We start from the raw sequence: 18,086 nt of genomic DNA, 5'->3' as shown, positions 1-18,086 counted from the left end.
CGGGGATGAGCACTTCCCTCGCCCTCGAGGCCGCCCGTCGGCGCACCTTCGCCATCATCAGCCACCCCGACGCCGGCAAGACCACCCTGACCGAGAACCTGCTGCTGGCCGGCGGGGCGATCCGCGCGGCCGGCGCGGTGCGCGCCCGCGGCCAGGCCCGCCGCACCCAGTCCGACTGGATGAAGATCGAGCGCGAGCGCGGCATCTCGGTGTCGGCCAGTGTCATGACGTTCGACCACGACGGCCTGATGTTCAACTTGCTGGACACCCCGGGCCACGAGGACTTCTCGGAAGACACCTACCGCACCCTGACAGCCGCCGACGCGGCGATCATGGTGCTGGACGCCGCCAAGGGCATCGAGCCCCAGACCCTGAAGCTGTTCGAGGTCTGCCGCCTGCGCGACATCCCGATCATCACCTTCATCAACAAGATGGACCGCGAGGCCCAGGACCCGTTCGAGTTGCTGGACGAGGTGTCGTCCAAGCTGGCCCTGGATCCGGCCCCGCTCTACTGGCCGGCCGGCTCGGGCGGGCGGTTCAAGGGCATGCTGGACCTGCGCGGCCAGAAGTTCATCCCGTACGCCAAGAAGAGCTCGACCGACGAGGAAGGCCATCCCGACCCGGTGGCCCTGAAGTCGAACGCCGTGGTGCAGTACCTCGACCCCGAGGAGCTGGCCGAGGTGGAGGAGGGCGCCCTGCTGGTGTCCGAGGCCGCCAAGCCGTTCGACGTGCAGTCGTTCCTGGAAGGCCACATGACGCCGGTGTTCTTCGGCTCGGCCCTGCGCCATTTCGGCGTCAGCGAGCTGCTGGCCGGCATCGGCAGCTACGCCCCCGCGCCGCACCCGGCCAAGGTCAGCAAGGCCGGCGTCGATACCCACGTGGCCCCCGGCGACGGCGAAGTCTCGGGCTTCGTGTTCAAGGTCCAGGCCAATATGGACCCCAACCACCGCGACCGGATCGCCTTCCTGCGCCTGACCAGCGGCCGCTTCACGCGCGGCATGAAGCTGAAAGCCCAGAACACCGGCAAGGCCATGAGCGTCAACGCGCCGATCATGTTCTTCGCCAGCGACCGCGAACTGGCCGAGGACGCCTTCGCCGGCGACGTGATCGGCATTCCCAACCACGGCGTGCTGCGGGTGGGCGACAGCCTGTCGGAGAGCGGGACCCTGCGCTTCGCCGGCCTGCCCAATTTCGCCCCGGAAATCCTGCGCCGCGTGCGGGTCAAGGACCCGCTGAAGGCCAAGCACCTGAAGAAGGCGCTGGAAGGCCTGGCCGAGGAGGGCGTGACCCAGCTGTTCCGCCCGATGATCGGCAGCTCGGACTTCATCGTCGGCGCCGTGGGCCAGCTGCAGTTCGAGGTCATGGCCGACCGTCTGGCCAACGAATACGCCCTGGAGTGCCTCTTCGAGGCGGCGCCCTACGCCGAGGCCCGCTGGATCGCCGGCGAGCGCGCCGACGTCGAGGACTTCACCAACAAGCACCGTTCGGCCATGGCCCACGACATCGACGAACAGCCGGTGTTCCTGGGCAAGTCCAGCTGGGAGATCGGCTATGTGGCCGAGCGATACCCCAAGGTGCGGTTCGAGCGGACCAAGGAGCGGGGCTGACGCCTGCTCGCCGCCGGCGTGCGAGGCTGCCGGCGGAGCGAGGTCAGGCCCGACGGCGGACTGATGACTTGTCTGGGAAGAGGGGGAAGCAGCCCTTCGATCTACCTTCGTCCCGCGACCGCGCGCCAAAGCCGCACAAGTGATACCGCGATACCAACTAGCTGGCGTCGTATCGGACGCGAGCGCCTTTGATGTTCTCCTGGTTGGCGTTCGCCCAGGTCACGAGCGCCATGACGGGCGCGAGAAGCGTGCGCCCTACAGCCGTCAGCTCGTAATCGACGCGCGGCGGAATAGTCGGAAACAAGGTCCGCTTCACCAGCCCGTCACGTTCCAGCCCGCGCAGGTTGATCGTCAGCATCCGCTGCGAGATGCCGTCGATCCGACGCCGCAGTTCATTGAACCGCACGGGCCCGTCCTTGAGCGTCGCGATGATGTACAGGGTCCACTTGTCGCCGACGAGATCAAGGATTTCCCGAACCATCCGGCAGTCGTCCCCTTCGCCGGGGGTAGGAAAATCAATGTCACTAAGGGTCATCGGAGTGCCTTCTTGCGGGCGACTGGGCAGTCACCTTAATAGTGTCGGTAACAAGAAGTTACTGCCCTGTTTCCGTCGGAGCAATCATGACCAGCATCCTCCTCGTGACGTCCAGCCCTCGCGGCGCCGAGAGCCTGTCCACCCGTTTCGCGGCCGAGATCGCCGAAGGCCTCAAGGCTCGCTTGGGCGGCGTCCTTTTGACCCGCGACCTCGCGACCAACCCGCCGCCGCACATCACCGAGGCTTATATTCACGGCCGCGTCACGCCCCCCGAGGCGCGCACGCCCGAGCAGGTCAAGGCTGTCGCCCTCGCCCAGCAACTCGTCGATGAGGTGAAGGCCGCCGACGTGATCGTCCTGGGTTCGGGCATGATCAATTTCGGCCCGTCCTCGCAGCTGAAGGCCTGGTTCGATCATATCACCTGGCCTGGCGTAACCTTCGGTTATGGCGAAGACGGCCGGCCGCGGGGGACGCTGACCGGCAAGAAGGTCTATCTCGTCACCGCCGCGGGCGGCGTCTTCTCCGAAGGCGACTGGGCGCCCTTTGATTTCCAGACCGGCAATCTACGCCACCTCTTAGGCTTCATCGGCCTGACCGACATCGAAATCATCCAGGTGGAGGGCACCGTCTTCGGGCCGGAGGCGGCCAAGGCCGCCATCGCCGCCACCGAAGCCCAGGTTCGCTCGGTCCTGGAAAAGGCCGCCTAACCGCGAGCAAAGCGGAGGGATCACATCATGCTGCAAATCGATTTTTACACCGAGATCTCCTGCCCCTGGTGCATTATCGGGCATCACCGTCTCGACAAGGTCCTGGCGGAACGCTTCCCTGATCTGGACGTCGATATCCGCCAGCACCCGGTGCTTCTGCTCCCCGATGCGCCAACGGAAGGCCTCTACATTCCCGATCTTCTCCGCGCGCGCTATGGCGTGACGGATCCGAAGGCGTCGTTCGCCCGGCCCGAGGCGGAAGCCCGCGCGTCCGGCCTTGACCTCGACCTCAGCCGCCAGCTCTGGACCTACAGGACGCAGGCGGCGCACGGGCTCATCCTCGCGGCCCGTGCGCGAGGCACGCAGCACCGGCTCGCGGTCGCGATCACCGACGCCCATTTTCTGGAAGCCAGGAACATCTCTGACGCTGATATCCTCGCCGATATCGCTGTGTCCCATGGGTTCGAACGCGAAGAAGCCCGTGCGATCGCGCTTGATCGCGAACAACATCGACTCGTCGAGCAGGAGGCGGCACGGTCGACGGTGGCCGGGGTGCGGTCGGTTCCTCACTTCGTCTTCGGTGGGCGCATCGCCATCAACGGGGGACGCAGCGAAGACGAGATTGCATTGGCCATCCGCGATGCGGCCCGCGCCTCCACCTGACAGCGATCTGGCCAGGCGCCGCAGGCGCGCGCAACGTCAGCTGAGGGGCGAAAGCCCAAATCGTCGCCGTGCCAAGAAGCGGACGCCAGCGCTGCGCCGAAAGGCTTGCGCCCATCGCTCCCGGCGTGTTTCTTGAACGAATTCAACGCCTAAAAATCACTTATCCTCCCCCTTTCGCGCCACAGCATAATCAACTCACCTCAAGGCGATGGGGAGGGCGCTAAGGCCTGCGACCTTCGCGGCCTTGGGGGGCGGTCGAGCGGGCGCGCTCGTCGGCGGCGGTCTCGTCAGGGGCCGCCAAACCTCATCCATCTGGTGCCGGCCGGGCCTGGAACACAGATACGGCGTTGGATGAGGGCCGAAGGGCGCGACAGGCTTGCGGTGACGCAGGCGTCCGGGACCGGGCGACGCAAGCCTGGCCCGCCCGTCGGGGGCTTTAGACCGGCGAGGTCCGAACAGGATCCACCGCCGGACGCTCCCGGATAACGATCGCGCGGAGCGTCGGTCCTGGTCGAAACGGTATTTCTTCAAAAGCTTCCGGGCCTGGCCCGGCGCTCCGCAACCCTCCCCGCACCTTCAGCGGCCCGCCGCGTGAGGCGGCCAGGCCATGCCCGAGAGGAGACCCCGATGCCCAGATCCAAGACCCGCGCGCTTGCTCGCGCCGCCCGCGCGCGGAATGGGAACGCACTGGAGTGGACGACAGCGGGCGCACGCCCGCGAGCGTCGACTATGTCCGTCGCGAGATTCGCCGGCGACTTCTGCGGCTGGAGGCGGTGGAAGCCGCCTACGCCGCGAGCCGCTCGGGAGCGCCACGAAAAGCGGACTCGCCCGACGACGCCTGACGGCCCCAGCCCAGGGTGCGGTGTTGGCGACGGCGGCTTCAGGCGGTCGCGTGGTATCCGAGGTCAGCCCGATGCCCGCCCGGGTCATGCGTCTCGAGCGCCACCGCCTTGCTGTCCATCACCGCCTTGAACGCCGTCTTAAACGCGGCCATCTCCTCTGGCGTCCCCACCGACACCCGCACGGCGTTGGGCCAGATCGGCCAGGTGCGGCCGATATAGACGCCTCGTGCCTTCATGGCGGCGATCACCGACTTGCCGTCGCGGCCGGTGTCGATCATGAAGCAGTTGGTCTCGGGCGCGCCGATGACCTTGTAATTGTTGGCCTTCAGCCAAGCCAGGGTGTCGCGGCGGGTGTCGCCGATGATCGTCTTGCGCTCGGCGACCAGGCCCTTGTCTTCCAGCGAGGCGCGGGCGGCGGCCGAGCCGGTGATCGGCATGGCGTTCTGGCCGAACGGCTTGAGCTTGGCCAGCAGGTCGGGCCGGGCCACCGCGAAGCCGCAGCGGATGCCGGCCATGCCGTAGATCTTGGAGAAGGTCCGCAGGACGATCAGGTCCTTGCCGGCCGCCACCAGGTCCAGGGCGTCCTGGGCGTCGGACAGGTGGATATAGGCCTCGTCGACCAGCAGGATCGAACCGGCCGGCTTGTTGTCCAGCGCCCAGACGATGTCCTGCTTGGCGGTGGTCGTGCCGGTCGGATTGTTGGGGTTGCAGATGTAGATGACGCCGGCGTTGGGGTCGGCGGCGACCATCGCCTTGACGTCGTGGCCGTAGTCGGCGGCCAGGGGAACCTTGACGATCTTGGCCTTGCTGGTCATGGCCGCGTACATGCCCGCCTCGTAGGACGGGTCGGCGGTGACGAAGCTGCGCTCGGGCGAGGTGAAGGCCAGCACGCTGTAGTGCAGCGGTTCGGACGAGCCGGCATAGACCGCCACGTTCTCGACCTTCAGCCCGTTCTGGGCGGCGAAGGTCATGGCCAGCAGCTCGGTCTCGCCGTTGCGGTCGTAGCGTCCGCCCAGCGGGGCCATGCGGGCGATCGCCTCGCAGGCGGCCTTGGACGGGCCCAGCGGATTTTCGTTGGCGTTGATCAGCACCGCGCCGGGCGGCGGAATGTTCGGACCCTGGCCGTGCAGGGCCATGCCCGAGGGCGGGGCGCCGGGCTTGGCGGGATCGGCGGCGGCGGCGCGCGCCAGGGCGGCCTCGGTCAGGATCGGCGCCGCGGCCGCCAGGGCCGCGGCCCGCAGGAGGGATCGGCGGCCGATCGCCGATCGGCTCGACGGAGGCGTGTCCATGGTCATCTCCCTGATCTTGCCCCGCCCGCGCGGGCGGGCCCACCACGAGCCCTCGCGCCGTCGAGGGCAAGGGGCGAGAACGACCACCGAGTTCGATTGCCTGCTGCTTGGGCAGAGATCGCCGCGGCGGGGACCATCAGGTCGGCGTCTGCTCGCCGTGCTGGCGCGTGTGAGTTGCTGTCGAGGATCGATTCTACTTGACCGCGCATCAACGCGGGCGGACGCTGCCGGGGAGCTTCCCCGCGATGAAAGGTCGTCTGGAGTGGCACGGGATCCGGGCAGGGCTGGCGGCTTGGTCGCGGCGTTGGCGCTGCTGGCGATCGCGACATCGGCCGCCGCGTTCCAGCAGCCGATCCGCCCGATGACGACGACAGCGGTTCCGACCGCTCCCTACGCCGCCTCCGCCGCCCCGACCGCGCCCAGAACCTACGATGAATGCCTGCGGTCCTATGCCGGTCGGACCGATCCGACGGCCTATTGCCGCCGACGGTTCCCCGACACGGCGCCGTCGACGACCGCCCCGGGGGCGACGACCACGCCCGGCGACTCGACGCAGGCGCCAACTCGCGAGCCGGTGGACGTCACCCCCCAGATCGAGCGGCTGATCGACGCCTGGCGCAACCGTCCCAGACCGCCGCCGGCCACGCCCAGCCCGCCCGCCGACCCCCTGGCGGTCATTCCCGATATCCAGGCCGCTTGCGCGGCCTATGCCGACACCCCGGAGCGCTGGCGACGCTGCACGGCCGACAGGTGGCGCCAAGCGGGGCTGCGCGGCCAACCGCCGCTGGTTCTGCAGACCCCGCCCACCGTCGAACCGGCGCCCGTCGAGCCCCGGCCCACGCCGCCGGTCGTGCAGTCGAAGCCGCCAGTCCAGACGCCACGAGTCCAGACGCGGCCCGCCCGGGCGCCGCCGACCCTCACGTCCCGGCCGGTCGAGCCGGAGCCGGTTCAGCCCACGCCCGTCGTCGAGCCCCAGTCTCCGCCGGTCGCGGCCGCTGAGCCGCCGCCCTCCGTCGCCGCGCCGCCGCCCGTCGCGCCGCCGCCCATCGCGCCGCCTGCGCCGCTTCCCGCCAAGGCCCCAACCATTCCGATCTGGCTGTGGCTGGTCGCCCTGGCCGTGGCCGCCGGGGGCGGGTTCGGTCTCGCCCGCTGGCTGGGCCGAGCGCGGCCCGCGTCGTCGCACGCCGCGTCCGTCCCCTGCGCGCCGGAGATCGCCCTGGTTCCCGACCCCGGCGTCGTGGTCCTGAAACCCGACGGTCCGCCCCGCGCCGGCATGGCGGTGTCGCTGCGGTTCGCCCTTGCCGCCGACGCCGGCGAGGTGAGGCTGGACTATCCCGCGCTGGAGACCGCGCCATGACCCAGGCGGCCCCCCATCCGCCGGCCTCCGGCGCCACGACCTGGCGGGCCCTGTTCGCCGACGACGGCGGCGATCCGTTGGACGCCTGCAAGAACGCCCCGCCCCTGACCCAGGCCATCACCAAGGCGGCCCAGAAGTTTCCCAGCGCCTGTTGGAACGACGTCGAGAGCGGTTGCCGCGACGAGGTCGGCAAGCTGCTGGACCTGTCGGTCGAACGGGTGCTGTTCGATGGCTGGATGAAGCTGGAACGGTTCAAAAAATGCGTCGAGGAGTCCAAGGTCAATCCCGAAGACGCCTTTTTCCAGGACCTCGACGACCACGAGATCGCCTCCACCCACAAGCCGCGGATCGAGTTGCGCTACGGCGCGGTCAAGGTGGCGGATCTGGATTTCGAGATCGAGCTGGCCCTGAAGGCCAAGGGCGTGAGGCTGGAGGTGCGCGCCGGAAAGGTGGTCTGCGCCACGGCCGGGGTGTTCTCGGCCAACGCCAAGTTGTCGCTGCACGACCAGGTGCTGGTCGAGAAGGCGACCCCGGAATTCGCGGCCCCGGCCAGGATCCGGTTCGCCTGATGAAGGGCCTCCGCCGTGTCTACCAAGGTTCGACTTTTCCAGGTCCGCGGGGAAGGGCTAGGAGAGAGCAGGATCCTGGAGAATCCCCATGCCCGCCGCCGCCTCGCACGCCATCGGCTCCCTTTCCATCGGATTGGTCGCCCACGACGACAAGAAGACCGCCCTGGTCGACTGGTCCGTGGCCCACCAGGCGTTCCTGTCGCGGCACCGGCTGTACGCCACGGGCACCACCGGCGGACGGATCCTGCAGGCCTTGCCGGACCTGGACCTCACCCGGCTGAAGAGCGGCCCGCTGGGCGGCGACCAGCAGCTGGGCGCGCTGTTGGCCGAGGGGCTGCTGGACATGCTGGTGTTCTTCGTCGACCCGCTGTCGCCGCAGCCGCACGACGTCGACGTCAAGGCGCTGATCCGCATGGCGACCCTGGCCGACATCCCCTTCGCCTGCAATCCGGCCACGGCGGATCTGATCGTGGCGGGACGGTGAAGCGCCGCGATCAGGACCAGGAGCTTGCCGTGCCTGCTCTGGGCCGGGCGGCCCAAAGGCCGTGTTTCCGAATCTACCAGTCGCTGTATGTCTTGGGATAATCGAACTTCGATTGAAGGAGCTGCAATGGACGTGTGGTCTCGCGACGGCCTGCCCGAACGTCTGGAAGGTCTGAGTTTCATCGACGTGGGGTGTTGGGAAGGCGGGATCTGCGCCGAGGCGGTGACGCGTGGCGCCTCACCCGTGCTGGGGGTCGACTACTGCACCTCGCCCCACCTCAAGATGACCATGGAGCGGTCCAACTTCTCCTTCCTCCAGCTCGACATTCTCTCGGAAAAGGCGCTGCAGCTTCCTGAATTCGACATCGTGCGCTGCGCTGGCGTGCTCTATCACGTCGAAAATCCGCTCTCCCTGCTGTTTCGTCTCAGGAAGCTCGGAAAGCTTGGGGGCGCGATGCACATTGAGACGACCGTCGCCATCGGTCCCTCGGAACATCCGCTCATGATCTTCCATCCAGGCGATACTCTGGACGAAAATCCCTCCAATTGGTGGACGCCGAACCTTCCTTGTCTCAAGGAAATGCTGGCGATCGTTGGCCTCGTGGACATTGAGCAGACCAACCTCGACCAGCCGAGCTGGCAGGCCGGCGACTATGCCGTCGGCCGGGTTTCCGTCCGCGGGCGGATCGCCAATGGCGCCGACAGCCTGTCCGACAAGATACTGCCCCGCCGCCCGTCCTACATGCCGCAGTCCGCCGGGCAGGGAAATCGGCACGGGGTCGTGCGCTAGGCGGAGCGACGCCTCGCCGCCCCGGTGGCTCCCTGCGACGCCGAACGCCCATGCGGCGGGTCCACGTGGCTAGCCGGGAAACTTCAGCAGGTTCGGCCGCGGGATCGCCGCCTTGAACGTGCCCCGCGTCTTGGCGGTGTCGAGCCCGAAGTCGGCCCAGGCCTTCAGGAAGCCGGCGGCGGGCGTCGCATCGGCCAGGGGCGACAAGGTCAGCACCGGCCGAGCGGCCAGCCGCTGGCGGGCTGCGGCCCAGGCCTCGGGCTCGGCCGTGGCCCAGGCGCCGTCGCTGGCGACCAGTTCCGCCGCCAGGGCCGGATCGGCGAAGTGCAGGGTGACGGCCGTGTCGGCCGGCAGGTCGCCCAGGGCCGCCAGCGCCTCGATCACTCCGGTCAGCACCATCCTGGCGCCGCTGACCCGTCGCTCGCCGCCCGCCGCGCCGGCCAGGGTCCCGTCGGCGTTCCGGCGCACATGGGCCCAGCCGCCATAGCCGGGATCGGGTTTGCAGAGCGAGGCGGTCCAGAGGTCGACGGAAGCGGTCATGGCCCCTGTTTAGAGGGGGAGGCGAGGGCTGGCCAGAGCAGGCGGGCCCGTGACGAACGCCGTTCTTCCGGCCATGCTGGTCCAACGTTCCACCGAGTCGGAGCCCGCCATGCTGGATCTCGTCCTGGCCGTCCTGCACCACCTGCTGATCCTGTCGCTGGCCGGGCTGATGATGGCCGGGTTCGTGCTGGTCAGGCCCGGCGTGAGCGGAGCAAGTCTCAAGGCCCTGGCCGGGATCGACGCCAGCTACGGCGGGACGGCGACCCTGATCCTGGTGGTCGGCTTCTGCCGGGTCTATCTGGGCGCCAAGGGGGCGGACTTCTATCTGCACAACCCGGTGTTCTGGGCCAAGATCGCCGCCTTCGCGGCGGTGGGGCTGCTGTCGATCGCCCCGACGATCGCCATTCTGAAATGGCGCAAGCAGGCCAAGGCCGATTCCGCCTTCACCCCGTCGGACACCGAGGTCGCCAAGGTCCGCAAGGTGATGCTGGCCGAGCTTCTGGTCTTCGCTCTGATCCCGATCTTCGCCGCCGCCATGGCTCGCGGCTACGGCCTCTAGCCGGCGAGGGAGTCGCGTTCCGGGCGCCGTTGAGCAGCCGGGCCGGAACAGAAGGTAAACTCGATCTTAAAATCTATGGTTAACGTCATTTTCACTTCGGTGAACAATGTTCTAACGAGCGCGTCGGAGTCCGTTTCTCGGCCGGGGACGGTCAAGCAAGAAGTGTGCCAAATCGGTGCAAAAACGGGGGTTTGGACCCCCTTGAGGAACGAAGTGCAAGCGCGTTGCAAATATTTATGGTTAACGCCGCCTTAGGCTTCGTTAACGGCTTGTTAAACGTGTTGGCTCCGGCTTTGCTAGTCGTGCGTTGAACCTGCGCCGGACGTCCCGGCCTGGGACGTTCCGTGTCCGGAGTACGCAGCGATGTTCGATTTCGGTCGTGACCTGAAAAGACTCTTCGGAGTCGACGCCGCCGCTCCCGCGCGGGCCGCGGCGCATCGCGACGGACTGACCGGCGGCGACACCTCGCTGCTGGAGCTGCTGGACCTGCGCCTGCTGGTCAACGAGGCCCGCGCGGCCGATGTCGCGGCCGGCCGGATCGGGGCGAAGGATCGCGGCCACCGGCTGCTCGAAGCCGCCGTCGTCTGGCGCGAGCTGGCCCGCCGCTCGGGCGACGCCGCCGCCCTGCGCAAGGGCGCGGCCCAGGCCGAAGCCGCCGCCAAGATCTTCGAAGCCGAGCACAAGCCGGAGAGCCTGGCCGCCGCGCGCTGCGAGCAGGCGACCCTGGCCGTGCTGGGCGCCGACCTGTTCGGCGACGAGGGACTGCACGCCGCCGCCGGGGCCACCCTGACCCTGGCCAAGACCGCCCCGGGGCACCGCTGCGCCATGGTCGAGGCCCTGCTGGCCGGATTGGAGGGCCGCGTGGCTCTGGGCGAGAACGACCTGGATCGCGCCCTGGCCGCCGCCGAGGCCTTCGAGGCGCCGCTGCGGGGCCTGTCGGCCGCCCGCCGGGTCAAGGGCGGAGCCTCGCGCCTGCTGCTGGCCGACCAGCGCGCCGCCCGCGTCGAGCTGCTGCTGGCCTGCGCCGCCCGCCTGAAGGACCGCGCCCTCACCGAGGTGGCCCTGGCTGAGGCCAGGGAGGCCGAGGCGGGCCTGGATCCCGACTTCGAACCCCTGGCCTGGTCGCGGCTGGAGTCCCTGCGCGGGACCGCCCTGGTGCAGCTGGGCGAGCTGGACGGCGAGATCAACTTCATCGCCGACGGCGTCGAAGCCCTGGCCCAGGCGCTGGAGCCGGTCACCGCCGATCACAGCCCAATGGACTGGGCCCGGGCCCAGGCCGCCCTGGGCGCCGGCCTGCAGGCCATGGGCGAGGCCACCACCTCGGAGCGCTGCTTCGAGCGGGCGGTCACGTGCTACGACCGCGCCTCGCACATCCTCAAGACCCAGCCGGCCCTGGCCCTGCGCGCCGTGGTCGCCAACAACCGCGCCCTCAGTCTGGCCCGCTGCGCTGAGCTGACCGCCGACCTGGCCGTGCTGGACGCCGCCGAGATGGCCTTCAAGGCCGAACTGACCGCGACCCCAGGGTCTCGCGATCCAGCCGCCTGGGCCGTGACCCAGATGAACCTGGCCCGGCTCTACGAGGCCCGGGTCGAGATTACCGGCCGCGACGACGGCCGGCTGACCCGGGCCGCCACGGCCCTGGCCAGCGCCTTCGACATCTTCGCCGAACTGGGCCTGCGGTCTCTGACCGACCTCGCGGCCCAGGGGTTGCAAAGGGTCAAGCAGGCGCACGCCGCCTGACCCAGAATGAAACCGGACGGTCCCGAACGGGCCGGACCCAAGCACCAGTAGGGAAGACCCAGTGATCGCTTCGTTGCTCGCCGCCGCCGCTGTCTCGATCGTTCCGACGCCCGTGGCCCAGCCCGCCGTCACCCAGGTCAAGGACGTACAGCCGCAGATCGCCGAGGCGCTGCTGAGCTGCATGGTCAAGCGCGACGGCGGCCTGACCGCCTGTTCGGTGCAGAGCGAATTCCCGGCGGAAATGGGCGTGGGCAAGGCGGCCCTGACCATGGCGTCGCAGTTCCAGGTCGACCTGATGGGCCCCGACGGCAAGAGCCGCGCCGGCTCGTTCATCGACGTCCCGGTCCGCATCCGCATTCGCTGATCGGCCGCTCGACCCGAGGCGCGACACGCCCTAGCTTGGTGGCGTAGCGTTTCGGGGGCGACATGGGCGAGAATTTCAAGGACGTGGACGTCTCCCAGGCGCTCTATCTCGTCCTCTATCTGTTCATCGTGATCATGGGGCTGCGCGGCCTGCCGTCGATGGTGCGTCGGCGCGCCGAGCCGCCGCGCTGCAAGGCCTGCGAAGCGCCGGTCGAGGCGGACGCCGCGCCTCTGGGGCCCTGGGGCGGCTGGACCTGCCGCGCCTGCGGCGGGCCGGTCGAGCCGGCGCGTGAGCCCGAGCCGCGGCCGGGTCTGCGGGGCTGGGTGGACCAGTATCCGTGGGCGGTGTACGGCGCGATCTGGGGCCTGATCGTCTGGGGCCTGGTGGCCGGCAGGGACCTGTGGCTGCACGCGCCCACGCCTGACCCGCTGACCCTGCCGCTGACCGTCGTGGGCGGTCTGGGCGTCGGCTGGCTGTTGACCTTAATGCATCGGCGACGCGGCTAGGGCGCGGCTCCCGGGTCTTGCGTCACCGCTTTCCCGATCCGCTCGTCCCGACGCTCCGCCTCACTGGGGTTCGGGCGGCGGGCGGTCGTCGTCGGGGGAGGGCGGGGGATCATAGCCATCGTCACGGCGCTGGGCGTCGGCGGACTCCCGCTCGTGCTCCTCGTCCCAGCGGCGGTCGCGTTCGGTCTCTTCCCAAGCCTCGCGGCGCGCGCGTTCGCGGCTGGCCGCCCGTTCCTCTTGCCGCAGTCGCCGGGCAAGCTCGAAGCCGCTTCCAGCTCGCTCGCGCTCCCAATGGTCGTCGGCAGGCCCGAGGGACGGCGGGCCGCCATCCTCGTCCGCCCGCGTGTTCCGAACAGGCAGGGAAGGCGACGCCGGAAGATAGGTCGACGTTCCGGTGAATAGGGCCTCGCGGCTCTTCGCCATGGCCTGGGCGGCCTCGGACAGGCCGACATCCAATGGACCGGCGCGGGGGACAGCCGCCTTGGGCGGTTCGACCACGCGGATGCGCAGGCCGCCGTCCCCGGCCGCCTCCGCCGGCGGGTCGGGTCGCGTCAGGGCGGGCCAGACCGCCATCACCGCGGCGGCCGTCGTCACCACCGCCGCCGCGGCGACGCCAGCGATCAGGACTTTCTTGTTTTCGGGCAATTTCACCAGGGCGCTCCGGAGACGGAAGGCCTCTCGACATGAGGGAACGGCGTTGAGGGGACGCCAGTTCCGCGCGATGCGTCAAGCCGCCGCGACGTCGCCCGTCGTGCGGCGCATGCGCCAGAAGCGGATGGTGCGCAGGGCCGCGTCGCGGGGCAGGGCAGCGTAGAGCTTGCCATATTCCTTGGCCTTGCCCATGGCGTTGTCGTTGGGATCGAGGATCAGCAGGGCGAAGGTCAGGAACAGGGCGCGATCGAAGTCCGCCGCCTTGCAGATTACGGACAGGGCGTCCAGTTCGCGGCGCTCGATAATCTTGCGGGCGGTGTGGAAGTCGACGTCGGCCAGTTCGGCCAGGGCGACCAGGAAGATGGTGGTGCGGTTGGCGCGGAGCATGGCGACCAGGGCCTGGGGCGTGACGGCGCCGCGCGCCTTCAGGGCGGTGACCTCCTTGACCGCCGCGTCATAGTCGGCCGGCAGGGCGCCGTCGCTGGCCGCGACGCGGTTGCGGCCAGCCTTGAGGGCGGCTTCCAGGATGGCCGGATCGACATTGGCGTTGCGCTCCATGATCCGGTCGCGCAGTCGCGCCTCGGCCACGAAGTACATCTCGTTGAGCAGGTCCATCGGCAGGGCCTGGCGATCGATCACCGCCTCGTGCAGTTCGGGATTGGCTGCGGCGCGGTCGACGGCCGCCTCGTGGGCCTGGCGTGACAGCACCGCGCCCTCGTTGCGCAGCAGCACGCCCAGGGTGGTGTCGTCGCCGCGCTGGACGATGGCGTCGGACACCTGGCTGGGCACGACGGAACGCTGCGAGATGGCCCGCAGGTGGTCCTGGCCCTGGGTGCGGGCCACGTGCAGCAGGTCGGCCTCGCTGAGCTGGGGAGCGCCTTGAAGGATAGGACGGGCGACGGCGATGCTGTCGCTGGCCAGGGCGCGGGTCAGGGTCGGCGGCGGGGTGGCGCTCGTGCCCAGCCGTTCGGCCAGCTCGATCCGCACGGCCTCTTCCATCTCGCCGGCCAGTTGGCCCAGCACGTCGTCGAACAGGCCCATCTCCACGTCGCCATGGCCCTCGGCGGTGAAGAACAGGTCAGTGACCCCGCGCAGCAGTTCGCGGCGGCGCGAGCTGGACGGCTCATCGGCCAGGGCGATGAGGTCGTGGAGGCGCGACTGGATCAAAGGCCTTGTTTCCGGGGCTTGGCGCGGCGGGCGGCGCTGTCGTCGCCATCACCGTCGTCGTCGCCACGCGCTCCGGCCGCCAGCCAGTCGGCCGAGCCGTGCATCGGAGCGGCGTCCTCGGCCGGCGAGGGCGGCGCGTCGGTGGTGATCAACACCTGATGGTCGGGACCGGCCGGCGGGATCGGATCGGGCGTCAGGCCGGACTCGCGGGCCACGGAATAGAAGCGGGCCCCGGTCACGCCGGTATTGGCGGCGGCGATCTGGCGGGGTGCGGGCGGCGGGGGGGCTGGCGCGGGCGCTGGGGCCGATACCGGCGCGGCGGCAGGCGCAGAGGCGGCGGTCGCCATGCGGACGCTGCGATAGCTGGACCAGTCCCTGGCGGGGCCGGGGGTAGCCCCGACCACCGGCGACGGGCGGCTCGCGGCGGGCTGCACGGCGGCGGGCGCTGGAGGCCTGTCATAGCTGGCCCGGTCGCGGAGCGGCGCGGGGCGAGCTGGCGCGGGCGTCGCGACGGCGACCGGCGATGGGCGGGGCGCGGCGTAGAGGCTGGTCGGCAGCGCCGTGGGGCGTGGCGCAAAGGTGGGCGCCACGGGCGGAGCGTAGGCGACGGGCTCCGGTCGCGCGCTGTAGCCCGCCCAGGCGGCGAGCGGGGCGGGCTGAGCTGGTGTTGACGTTGGCGTCGCAGCGGTGACCGGGTCGCTCGGCGCTTCGCGCTTGTTGGCCCAGCTGAGCATCGGGCCGTCGTAGCGCGTGGCGACGGCGGTCGCTGCGGCGGAAGTCTGGCGCGGCGTCGTCGGGCCGTAGCGGCTCTCGCGCGCGCCCTCAGCATGGGCCGGAGCGGCGACGCAGAACAGCACGGGCAGGAGCAGGGCGAGACGCATTGAACCGGTCCGACAGGTCGCGGGATCGGTCCAATTGATAGATATCGGGACTTAATCTTGACCTAACGCGGCCCGGCCACACTGCAAGATTGTGCGGTTTGTGTCGTGTTTTCGACTCGGCCTTCAGGCCTCAGCGGCCGCGCCACCACGTCAGCAGGCGGCGTTCGGCCAGGCTGAGCAGCCCGTGCAGGGCCACACCGAGGATAGCCAGGATCGCCAGGGCGGCGAACACCCGCGCGGTCTGCAGGCGGTTCGACGCCTCCAGGATTCGCCAGGCCAGTCCCTGGTTCCCGCCCGATCCGGCCACGAACTCGGCGACCACGGCTCCGACCACGGCCAGGCCGGCCGCCACCTTGTGACCTTCCAGCAGGGCGGGCACGGCCGAGGGCAGCCGCAGCCGCCACAGGCGCTGGATCCGGCGGGCGCCATAGAGGTCGAACAGTCGGGCCAGATCCGGATCGACCGCCTTGAGGCCGGTCAGGGCGCCCGAGAAGATCGGGAAGAAGGCCGCCACCGCCGCCAGGGCGACGACGGCGCGCTGCGGGTGCTCGATCCCGGCCCAGATGGTCATCAGCGGCCCGATGGCGACCAGCGGCGTGACCTGCAGGGTGACGGCGACCGGCCGCACGGCGTCCTCGACGGTCGGGTTCAGGCTGACCGCCAGGGCCAGACCGCACGCCAGGACGCTGGCCAGAGCCAAGCCGACCAGGGCGGTCGACAGGGTGGTCCAGGCGCTGGCCAGCAGCAGCGGCCAGCCTTCGGCCAAGGCCGCGCCGATCGCCGACGGCGTGGGCAGCAGGTAGACGGGGACAGCCAGGACTCGGCAGGCCGCTTCCCAGGCCGCGAGGAGAAGGGCGATGAGGATGATCGGGGCGAGGAGGCGGGTCATGCCGCTGGCCCCCTCCGGCCCTTAGGGCCACCTCCCCCAGAGGGGGAGGAGCTATCGGAGCGTGGAGGCTCCCCCTCTGGGGGAGCTGTCGCGGAGCGGCTGAGGGAGCTCACGCGACGGCTCCATGAAGCGCCAGCAGCCGCGACACCTGCTCCGCCGTCTCCCGAAACGCGGCGGTGGTGCGAAAGCCCGGCGGCCGGACCATCGGGCCCTCGACCGCCACCTCGCCGGCGACGCGGCCCGGTCCGGGGCTCATCACCACGACCCGGCGGGCCATGTAGACGGCCTCCTCGACATTGTGGGTGACGAAGACCACGGCCGGGGTGAGCTCCGCCGCCAGGGCCAGGACGTCGTCGGCCAGGGCGCGGCGGGTGATCTCGTCCAGGGCCGCGAACGGCTCGTCCAGCAGCAGCAGGCGCGGGCGGGTGACCAGGGCGCGGGCCAGCGACGCGCGCATGGCCATGCCCCCCGACAGCTGGGCGGGGCGGGCCGTCTCGGCCCTCTTCAGCCCCACCTTGACCAGGGCGTCGACGGCCTGGGCCTTGGCCTGGGCCCTCGACACCCCTGCCAATTCCAGCGGCAGGGCGACATTGGCCGCCGCGCTCAGCCACGGGGCCAAGGTCGGGGCCTGGAAGACCACCGAGGTCTCGCCCTTGCCGGCTGTGCGGAGGACGGTCCCGCGCGTCGGCGCCTCAAGGCCCGCCAGCAGCCGCAGGGCTGTGGACTTGCCGCAGCCCGACGGCCCGACCAGGGCGACGATCTCGCCGGGCGAAAGGGCGAGATCGATCGGTCCCAGGGCGCGGCCACGGGCGTAGTCGACCTCGACCTGGTTCAGGGCGGCGATCACGCGAGCCCCCTCCGGCCCTTCGGGTCACCTCCCCCGGAGGGGCAGGATCTACGTCGTACGGATGCTCCCCCTCTGGGGGAGCCGTCGGCGAAGCCGACTGAGGGGGCGTTCGCACTCACTTCGGCAGGAAATCCAGCGTGTAGGCGCGCTTGTAGTCCATGTCCTTGGGGTAGACGCCCTGTTCGGACGCCACCTTGAAGAACTCGGCCCAGCGGGCGTCGTCCATCTTGCCCACGCCCTGACGGGACACGATGCCGTAGGATCGCATCTTCTCGCGGGCCTGGTCCAGGACGTCCTGGGTCATTTCCGGATTGTCCTTGAGGATCAGGGCGTCGCCCGGCTTGGGATCGCCGTAGAGGTAGCTGGTCCAGCCGGCGGCCGTGGCCTCGACGAAGGCCTTCACCGCGGCCGGATTCTTGGCGATCAGGGCGTCGGGGACCAGGGCGAACGAGGCGTAGGCGGGGTAGCCGTCATCGGCCAGCAGGAAGACCTTGGGCGTGATCTTGCCCTCCTTCTGGATCAGGTAGGGCTCGGAGGTGGCGTAGCCTTGCTGGACCACCGACTTGTCGGCCAGGAACGGCGCGGCCGAGTAGTTGTACTTGCGCACCTGGGCGTCGGTGAAGCCGTGCTTGGCCTTCAGCCAGACCCAGAAGGCGGTGATCGAGGCGTCCGACAACAGGATCGGGTGGCCCTTCATGTCGGCGATCGAACTGATGCCCACGCCGTCGTGGGCGATCAGCACCTGGGGGTCCTTGTCCATGAAGGCGGCCACGGCTTTGACGGGAACCTTCTCCTTGGCCAGGTTCAGCACGATGAAGCTGTTGGAACCGACGCCGACATCGACCGCGCCGGTGGCCAGCAGCTGGGGCACGTTCACGCCCGGGCCGCCCTGGATCAGGGTCACGTCCAGGCCGCGCTTGGCGTATTCGCCGGTCGCCAGGGCCTGGTAGTAGCCGCCCAGCTCGGCCTCGCCTTTCCAGTCGGTGGCCAGTTTCAGGGCGGTGCGGCCGGCGGGTTCGGCGGTCTCCTGCTTGGCGGGCGAGCAGGCGGCCAGGGCGGCGCAGAAAGCCACGGCGGCCAGGCGCAGGATCTTCATCATG

Annotated in this window: 20 protein-coding genes; 11 read left to right on the top strand and 9 right to left on the bottom strand. The window is 69.9% G+C overall.

Annotation, left to right across the window (positions count from 1 at the left end; all coding sequences use genetic code 11):
* The first annotated feature begins 5 nt into the window (after window positions 1-5).
* Window positions 6-1,607: a peptide chain release factor 3 gene (locus tag EV278_RS13015; protein WP_132091865.1), complete on the top strand. Its 1,602-nt coding sequence runs from the start codon at window positions 6-8 to the stop codon at window positions 1,605-1,607.
* A 157-nt stretch (window positions 1,608-1,764) separates the two neighbouring features.
* Here the strand turns inward: EV278_RS13015 and EV278_RS13010 are convergent, their stop codons facing one another.
* Window positions 1,765-2,142, bottom strand: a complete 378-nt coding sequence (locus EV278_RS13010; RefSeq protein ID WP_132091862.1) for a helix-turn-helix domain-containing protein — start codon at window positions 2,140-2,142, stop codon at window positions 1,765-1,767.
* 86 nt (window positions 2,143-2,228) lie between these two features.
* Between EV278_RS13010 and EV278_RS13005 the strand changes: the two genes are divergently transcribed.
* Together EV278_RS13005 and EV278_RS13000 are read left to right on the top strand one after the other, a co-directional pair.
* A complete protein-coding gene (locus EV278_RS13005; protein WP_132091859.1) occupies window positions 2,229-2,849 on the top strand; it encodes an NAD(P)H-dependent oxidoreductase in 621 nt (206 codons plus the stop codon).
* 27 nt (window positions 2,850-2,876) lie between these two features.
* Window positions 2,877-3,512, top strand: coding sequence for a DsbA family protein (locus EV278_RS13000; protein ID WP_132091856.1), 636 nt, complete (start codon window positions 2,877-2,879; stop codon window positions 3,510-3,512).
* 880 nt (window positions 3,513-4,392) lie between these two features.
* On the opposite strand, the gene EV278_RS12995 is transcribed toward EV278_RS13000, so the two are convergent.
* A complete protein-coding gene (locus tag EV278_RS12995; protein WP_132091853.1) occupies window positions 4,393-5,643 on the bottom strand; it encodes a pyridoxal phosphate-dependent aminotransferase in 1,251 nt (416 codons plus the stop codon).
* 292 nt (window positions 5,644-5,935) lie between these two features.
* Here EV278_RS12995 and EV278_RS12990 point away from each other — a divergent pair, with 292 nt between their 5' ends.
* The 4 genes from EV278_RS12990 to EV278_RS12975 all read left to right on the top strand — a co-directional run bounded on the left by EV278_RS12990 (window position 5,936) and on the right by EV278_RS12975 (window position 8,842).
* Complete coding sequence (locus tag EV278_RS12990) at window positions 5,936-7,000, top strand: hypothetical protein (RefSeq protein WP_132091850.1); 1,065 nt, start codon at window positions 5,936-5,938, stop codon at window positions 6,998-7,000.
* Window positions 6,997-7,569, top strand: coding sequence for a hypothetical protein (locus tag EV278_RS12985; protein WP_132091847.1), 573 nt, complete (start codon window positions 6,997-6,999; stop codon window positions 7,567-7,569). Before EV278_RS12990 ends, EV278_RS12985 begins: the two co-directional genes overlap by 4 nt.
* 88 nt (window positions 7,570-7,657) lie before the next feature.
* A complete protein-coding gene (locus EV278_RS12980) occupies window positions 7,658-8,053 on the top strand; it encodes a methylglyoxal synthase (RefSeq protein ID WP_132091844.1) in 396 nt (131 codons plus the stop codon).
* A 126-nt stretch (window positions 8,054-8,179) separates the two neighbouring features.
* The gene (locus tag EV278_RS12975; protein WP_165916629.1) at window positions 8,180-8,842 is read left to right on the top strand and encodes a DUF1698 domain-containing protein; all 663 of its coding nucleotides are present in this window, start codon (window positions 8,180-8,182) and stop codon (window positions 8,840-8,842) included.
* Between the two features lie 69 nt (window positions 8,843-8,911).
* Here the strand turns inward: EV278_RS12975 and EV278_RS12970 are convergent, their stop codons facing one another.
* Window positions 8,912-9,382: a ribonuclease H gene (locus EV278_RS12970; RefSeq protein WP_132091838.1), complete on the bottom strand. Its 471-nt coding sequence runs from the start codon at window positions 9,380-9,382 to the stop codon at window positions 8,912-8,914.
* Between the two features lie 109 nt (window positions 9,383-9,491).
* Here EV278_RS12970 and EV278_RS12965 point away from each other — a divergent pair, with 109 nt between their 5' ends.
* From EV278_RS12965 to EV278_RS12950, 4 genes are all read left to right on the top strand, one after another.
* Complete coding sequence (locus EV278_RS12965; protein ID WP_132091835.1) at window positions 9,492-9,941, top strand: DUF2214 family protein; 450 nt, start codon at window positions 9,492-9,494, stop codon at window positions 9,939-9,941.
* 363 nt (window positions 9,942-10,304) lie between these two features.
* Window positions 10,305-11,681, top strand: coding sequence for a hypothetical protein (locus EV278_RS12960; RefSeq protein WP_132091832.1), 1,377 nt, complete (start codon window positions 10,305-10,307; stop codon window positions 11,679-11,681).
* A gap of 97 nt (window positions 11,682-11,778) precedes the next feature.
* Entirely contained in the window at window positions 11,779-12,045 is a 267-nt protein-coding gene (locus EV278_RS12955) for a hypothetical protein (protein ID WP_243692194.1), read from the top strand.
* 62 nt (window positions 12,046-12,107) lie between these two features.
* Complete coding sequence (locus EV278_RS12950) at window positions 12,108-12,551, top strand: hypothetical protein (protein ID WP_132091827.1); 444 nt, start codon at window positions 12,108-12,110, stop codon at window positions 12,549-12,551.
* Window positions 12,552-12,611: 60 nt separating this feature from the next.
* On the opposite strand, the gene EV278_RS12945 is transcribed toward EV278_RS12950, so the two are convergent.
* The 6 genes from EV278_RS12945 to EV278_RS12920 all read right to left on the bottom strand — a co-directional run bounded on the left by EV278_RS12945 (window position 12,612) and on the right by EV278_RS12920 (window position 18,082).
* A complete protein-coding gene (locus EV278_RS12945; RefSeq protein ID WP_132091824.1) occupies window positions 12,612-13,202 on the bottom strand; it encodes a hypothetical protein in 591 nt (196 codons plus the stop codon).
* A gap of 75 nt (window positions 13,203-13,277) precedes the next feature.
* Window positions 13,278-14,369 (bottom strand): DUF2336 domain-containing protein, encoded by a 1,092-nt coding sequence (locus EV278_RS12940; protein ID WP_132091821.1) that lies wholly within the window; start codon window positions 14,367-14,369, stop codon window positions 13,278-13,280.
* Entirely contained in the window at window positions 14,366-15,250 is an 885-nt protein-coding gene (locus EV278_RS12935; RefSeq protein ID WP_132091818.1) for a hypothetical protein, read from the bottom strand. Before EV278_RS12935 ends, EV278_RS12940 begins: the two co-directional genes overlap by 4 nt.
* Before the next feature lie 130 nt (window positions 15,251-15,380).
* On the bottom strand, window positions 15,381-16,139 hold the full coding sequence (locus EV278_RS12930; protein WP_132091815.1) for an ABC transporter permease: 759 nt from the start codon (window positions 16,137-16,139) through the stop codon (window positions 15,381-15,383).
* Between the two features lie 109 nt (window positions 16,140-16,248).
* Window positions 16,249-16,986 (bottom strand): ABC transporter ATP-binding protein, encoded by a 738-nt coding sequence (locus tag EV278_RS12925; RefSeq protein ID WP_132091812.1) that lies wholly within the window; start codon window positions 16,984-16,986, stop codon window positions 16,249-16,251.
* A 115-nt stretch (window positions 16,987-17,101) separates the two neighbouring features.
* Window positions 17,102-18,082, bottom strand: a complete 981-nt coding sequence (locus tag EV278_RS12920; protein WP_207905485.1) for an ABC transporter substrate-binding protein — start codon at window positions 18,080-18,082, stop codon at window positions 17,102-17,104.
* Between the last annotated feature and the right edge of the window lie 4 nt (window positions 18,083-18,086).

This window comes from Caulobacter sp. BK020, assembly GCF_004342605.1.
Taxonomy (GTDB): domain Bacteria; phylum Pseudomonadota; class Alphaproteobacteria; order Caulobacterales; family Caulobacteraceae; genus Caulobacter.
The sequence above is the reverse complement of the archived record's forward strand: the minus strand, read 5'-3'. Positions and strand labels throughout refer to the sequence as shown.